This is a genomic window from Candidatus Enterococcus leclercqii (assembly GCF_009933135.1).
In the GTDB taxonomy this organism is placed as follows: Bacteria; Bacillota; Bacilli; order Lactobacillales; family Enterococcaceae; genus Enterococcus_C; species Enterococcus_C leclercqii.
The window spans coordinates 263,057-269,125 of the sequence record NZ_MAEH01000017.1 but is presented as its reverse complement, the minus strand read 5'-3'; the positions used below and the strand labels follow the sequence as shown (position 1 = coordinate 269,125).

Here is a 6,069-nt window from a genome sequence, read left to right as displayed (position 1 = left end):
CCGAAGACCATTTAAGCTCATTAATTGTTTGCTAGCTTTTGCTTGCAATGTTTTGTTCTCTCAATCGAAATTGAGATGCCCTACACATTGGTTCGTTTGCTTGTTGTTCAGTTTTCAAAGGTCTAAGTTGTTGTTGCTAATTGTTTCAGCAACTCTTATATCATATCAGAAGGCTAGAAGTTTGTCAACAAAAACTTTTAAAATTTTTATTAACTTTCTTGTCTCTGACTTGACAAAAGTGTTTCTCTCTCAAGCGACTTTGCTAGTTTACCAAGAAAGGAATCAGCTGTCAACTGTTTTTATCAAGTTTTTTTCTTGACCAGTTGGTGGCTACTATCCCCTCAAGGACAAGATATAATATACCAACTTTGGCTTTGGATGTCAACGAAAAATGTTGATTTGGCGGGCTTTCCTTAGTTTCCTGACAATATCACTTTCAACTGTCAGCAACGTTCGTGATTACTGCGGAACAATTTGGAATTGAATGGCTTTCATTTCGTTTGTTATGTTTTTTTACTATCAAGAAATAGCGAGATTTTAAAGGCTGCTGTAAAAAAATAGTAGAAATGCATTTTATTTGATACTATTAAGGCAAATCACTTCCTTTTTTAGCTTCAACTACGGCTTATTTTTAGGCTAACCGTTCCAGTGGGAAGCTGCTTTTGCAAAGGAAACTCTTTTGAGAAGGCACGGGGGCTGAAAGGTTCTTCCATCACTCCTAATCGCTTTATAGTTTTGATCAACCATTTTTTCACTATTTATATAGTAGGAGGAACTTACATTATGAAAATTTTAGTTGCAGATGATGACAAAGAGATTGTTGAATTACTGAGTATCTATCTCCACAATGAAGGGTACGAGCCGGTAAAAGCTTATGATGGTAAAGAGGCCTTATCAAAGGTTCGGACAAATCCGGATATTGAACTGTTAATATTGGATATCATGATGCCGGAAAAAGATGGTATGCAAGTGGTAAAAGAACTACGAAAAGAATCGCAAATCCCAATCATCATGCTCACAGCCAAAACAACGGATATGGATAAAATCAGAGGCTTGGTTGCCGGGGCAGATGATTACGTTACAAAACCCTTCAATCCATTAGAAGTCATGGCTCGGGTGAAATCCTTGCTGCGTCGGACAAAGATGGCTGTGCAGCCGGACCAACCTGATGTACTGGAAGTCAATTCGCTGATTATTAATAAAGACTCCCACGAGGTCAAGACCGTCGATGGCAAAGAGATCCAGCTAACCGCCTTGGAATTTGGTATCTTGTACTTGCTGGCTTCCCATCCAAATCGGGTCTTTTCTGCCGATGAAATCTTCGAACGGGTGTGGAAACAAGAGAGTGTGGTTTCTGCAAAAACTGTGATGGTCCATGTCAGTCATCTACGGGACAAGATCGAGGAGGCGACTGGTGGTGAGAAAATTATCCAAACCGTCTGGGGCGTTGGTTACAAGATCGATGCAAAATAGTAAACCAACACGTTTGATAGAAAAACGTAAACGAATCACCCTCACCTCAAAAGAAATCAGTGAGCTTTTGGCGGAAGGTATCGTTACCGTCATCTTGTTACTTCTATTAAATGTCGCGATTATTGTCGTCTTGTCCGCTGTCATCGAAAATTCTCCTTCATTAAATGATGCCATCTGGGATACCAAAGAATCCTTGCGTAACAATTTTCAAACTAACTTCTTTCGTAGTGGACGCAACCTGATTATTCCGCTGTTTCTGATTAGCGATGTCGCTGTCTTGTACTGGCGACTGATTCGCCGTTATCGACAAATGCAGTTGCGACACATTATCAGCGAACTGCACTATATCGCTGAAGGAAATTACGATCACCGCATTCCTTTTGAATTACGAGGAGACCTCAGTCGTGTCGTTACCAGCATCAATGGCCTAGTAGACAGCACAGTGGCTGCGATTGAAGACGAACGTAGAATTGAGCAGTCAAAAGACGAGTTGATTACCAATGTCAGCCACGATATCCGCACTCCTTTGACGTCAATCATCGGCTATCTCGGTCTGATTGAAGACGGGCAGTATCAAACTGAAGATGAAATCTTGAAATACACCCACACGGCTTATGTCAAAGCCAAGCAGATGAAGTCGCTGGTGGAAGATCTCTTCGAATACACCAAAGTCCGCCAACCTACTGTGCCGGTGAATATGAGTAGCTTCGACATGGTGCAACTGGTTGAACAACTGGCCGCTGACTTTGAATTGGAAGCCAACAAAAAAGGCATTGAAATTGAAGTCGTCACGGAAGAAAAACAGTTGATGATGGATGGCGATACCGAAAAACTTGTGCGGGTCTTCAACAACTTATTCACCAATGCTTTTAAATACGGTAAAGGCGCCACCAAGCTTGTGATCCAACTGGAAAAAGTCGGAACAGAGGCCGTTATCATTGTCAAAAACAACGGTGCTGAAATTCCCAAATACGCCCTAGACTCCCTCTTTGACCGCTTCTATCGGGTGGAAGAATCTCGAAATCAGGCGACTGGTGGCACAGGACTTGGCTTAGCTATCACGCAAAGCATCGTCGCTTTACACGGTGGCTACATTTACGCGAAGTCAAATCCGGAGTGGACCTCTTTTATCATCCACCTGCCTTTGACCCGCAATCCCAAGCCAAAAGAACTGCCGAAAGTTGACGAAACACAGGAAATCTAGTATCCTAACACTAACTTGATACCTGAGACTTAAAGACCAAGTATGAATAGTTTCTCCTTTAAGAGAGCTGATGGCCGGTGAAAATCAGCAGAGGAATTTTTCGGAAATCCAGTCTTTTCTACGTCGCCTTCGTAATGGAAGGCCGTCTGATCTGCGCTAAAGATCGACAAGGGCGGCACGTCACAGTGTCGAACTTGGGTGGTACCGCGAATAAACTATTTCGTCCCAAGCATCTGCTTTGGAGGAAATAGTTTTTTTATTTTGTCCGGTCGCAAAATTCGATCATCGATTCAGGTCAAGTTTCACGACTATGAAGCCAAAGAAATAATTATATGGAGGGAAAACACATGTTAGATGTCAAAATGATCCGCCAAAATACCGAAGAGGTCAAAGCCAAATTGGCAACCCGCGGTGTTCCGGGAGCTGTCATTGATGAATTTACCACATTGGATGAACAGCGCCGCAGCCTTTTGGTAAAAACCGAGGAGCTGAAGAAATATCGCAATGATGTTTCCGGAGAAATCGCCAAATTAAAACGAGAAAAAGCCGATGCCGCAGATAAGATTGCCGAGATGAAAGAAGTCGGCGAAAAGATCAAAGTCTATGACAATGAGATTGGCGAGATTAATGAAAAACTGACCACCATCTCCACTACTTTGCCGAACCTGCCAAATGACAGCGTTCCGGTGGGTAAAGATGAAGCCGATAACGTAGAAGTCCGTCGCTGGAGCGAACCCAACGCTTTTGGTTTTGAAGCAAAAGCCCATTGGGATATCGCCGAAGACTTGGGTATTTTAGACTTTGAACGTGGTGCCAAAGTTTCCGGTGCCCGCTTTGTCTACTACAAAGGATTGGGTGCCCGGCTAGAACGTGCCCTTTACAACTTTATGTTGGATCAACACGTTTATGAACACGGCTATACTGAAATGATTACACCGTATATCGTTAACAGCAAAGCCATGTTTGGGACAGGCCAATTTCCGAAATTCAAAGAAGATGTCTTTCAATTAGCAGATACTGATCTGACGTTGATCCCTACTGCCGAGGTTCCCTTGACCAACTACTATAATGGTGAAATCTTAGAAGGCGCCGATCTTCCTATCTACTTCACTGCACTGAGCCCTTCTTTCCGTTCTGAAGCTGGTAGTGCCGGGCGCGATACCCGCGGTTTGATTCGTCTGCATCAATTCAATAAAGTTGAAATGGTAAAATTCTCCGATGCGGAACATTCTTATGATGAACTGGAAAAGATGACCAACAACGCTGAAGACATTCTGCAAAAATTAGGACTGCCGTACCGAGTGATGGCTTTGTCTACTGGTGATATGGGCTTTTCCGCAGCCAAAACTTATGATTTGGAAGTATGGATTCCTGCTCAAGACATGTATCGGGAAATCAGTTCTTGTTCCAACTGTGAAGACTTCCAAGCCCGCCGAGCAATGATTCGTTACCGGGATGCAGAGGGTAAGATTCGCTACGCCCACACATTGAACGGTTCTGGTTTAGCAGTCGGTCGTACCGTAGCAGCTGTCTTGGAAAATTATCAAAACGAAGACGGCAGCGTGACAATTCCTGAAGTACTGGTGCCTTACATGGGCGGTTTGACCAAAATCACTAAAGACTGACCTGACAAAAATGAAAGCCCGGCAGACAGCCATCTAACTTGAAAGCAGTTCTCAATGGTGATACATTGGGAATGCACTATATGAAAAAGACACTCTTTACGGGGGATATATGTTCAATGGAAGAAAATCAAGAAATGAGCCGCTCTAGCCGCCACCAAAAAAAGCGGTCTAAAAACGAAAAGCCGGATAAAGTCGTCGATGAAAACCCGCCGCAACCAGAAATTGCTGCGGATGGCCCCGCGGAGGAAGTGGTACCGACTCAAGAAGACAACCACTCATCAGAGGAGCCTTCTCGCAGCAACAAACCCACCGAGCCAAAGAAAAAGGGACGCTGGGGTAAGCACATCTTCACTTTGGTCAGCCTCTTAGTCGTCTTGGCAGTCGCCGGCAGTGCTTATCTGTTTTACGACATGAAACGACAGGAAGCCCTCGCTCAAGAACGCTTTGACAACGGCGCTAAAAACCTGCTGGCTGAAGTCCAAGAAGAGCGCAACCAAAGTGGCATCACCGACAAAAAGACCGAAAAAGATGGCAAAGATTTAAAAACTGTCGTCTATGTTCCTGAAGACAAAGATGGTGACTTGCCAGTAAAAGATGCTGCAGCCAGCTTAGAAGACCTCGTAGCAAAAGCCAAAGAAAAAATCAAAGATGATAAAGCCGTCGTCGTTGGTAAATTGGCTGTCGACACCGTCTCTGATCAATTGGATATCTACCAGCTGGTGGCGCAACCTTATACCTGGGATGATTCAAAAGAAAGTTTCGTTACCGGCAAACCGGTCACCGGAGAATCCCAGTACATTTTCCACAAAACCGGCAAACCTGTGACTATCCAAGACTTACTTCCTGAAGAAGCAGATCTCCTCGGCATCCAACAAGTCATTCAACAAAAGATTCTGGATGCCGCGGATGACAAGGAGGCCATTTTTGACAAGGTGTTAGATATGCCGCGAATCAGCATGAAAGACAAAATTGTTTACTCACCAGAAAAGCTGACCATCACCTTACCAAAAAATGATACCGGCACAGATGAAATCACTTTGGAGTACAAAGACATCGCTGCATATATCAACACTTCTTTGGTAGATGCCAAAGCTTTGCAAGATCCAGACAAAATCACGTTGGATCCAAATAAGAAATATGTGGCGTTGACCTTTGACGATGGTCCAAATGCTGCTACCACTGGTAAAGTTTTGGATATTTTGAAAGAAAAGAAAGCGACAGCAACATTCTTCCTACTAGGGCAAAACGTTGCTGAAAATCACGACTTGGTCCAACGCATGGTAAAAGAAGGCATGGATGTCGGAAGCCACTCTTTTTCTCACCCGATATTGACTACTCTCAGTGATGAACAAGTCAAAGAAGAAGTCCGAAAAACAGACAAGGCCATCTTTGAAGCTTGTGGACAGTTACCGAAAAATTTCCGTGCTCCCTATGGTGCAGCCGATCAGCGGGTGGCAAATATCGTCGGGAAGCCATTGATCAACTGGAGCGTAGATTCCCAAGACTGGGAATTGAAAAATGCGCCGAAGACAGTGAATCGAGTTAAAAACACACTGTATGAAGGCTCGATTGTTTTGATGCATGATATTCATCAAACCACCGTCGATGCCTTACCGGAAATTATCGACAACATGCGCAATGAAGGCTATGAATTTGTGTCTGTCGATACGTTGTTGCAACAGACGCAAAAACCGCTGTATACCTACTTCGGGGAAAAAGATTTCCGAATGGTGCCATAATTGGTTAACAAACAAAAAGAGAAGCAAC

At 43.8% G+C, this 6,069-nt stretch carries 4 protein-coding genes; all 4 read left to right on the top strand.

Going from position 1 to position 6,069, the window contains the following annotated elements; genetic code table 11:
• Positions 1 to 783: 783 nt before the first annotated feature.
• Complete coding sequence (locus BAU14_RS12390) at positions 784 to 1,473, top strand: response regulator transcription factor (protein WP_161900421.1); 690 nt, start codon at positions 784 to 786, stop codon at positions 1,471 to 1,473.
• Entirely contained in the window at positions 1,463 to 2,677 is a 1,215-nt protein-coding gene (locus BAU14_RS12385; RefSeq protein ID WP_161900436.1) for a sensor histidine kinase, read from the top strand. The genes BAU14_RS12390 and BAU14_RS12385 overlap by 11 nt, the downstream gene beginning before the upstream one ends.
• A 347-nt stretch (positions 2,678 to 3,024) precedes the next feature.
• On the top strand, positions 3,025 to 4,302 hold the full coding sequence (gene serS / locus BAU14_RS12380; RefSeq protein WP_161900420.1) for a serine--tRNA ligase: 1,278 nt from the start codon (positions 3,025 to 3,027) through the stop codon (positions 4,300 to 4,302).
• Positions 4,303 to 4,418: 116 nt separating this feature from the next.
• Positions 4,419 to 6,041, top strand: coding sequence for a polysaccharide deacetylase family protein (locus BAU14_RS12375; RefSeq protein WP_237580466.1), 1,623 nt, complete (start codon positions 4,419 to 4,421; stop codon positions 6,039 to 6,041).
• Positions 6,042 to 6,069: the final 28 nt, after the last annotated feature.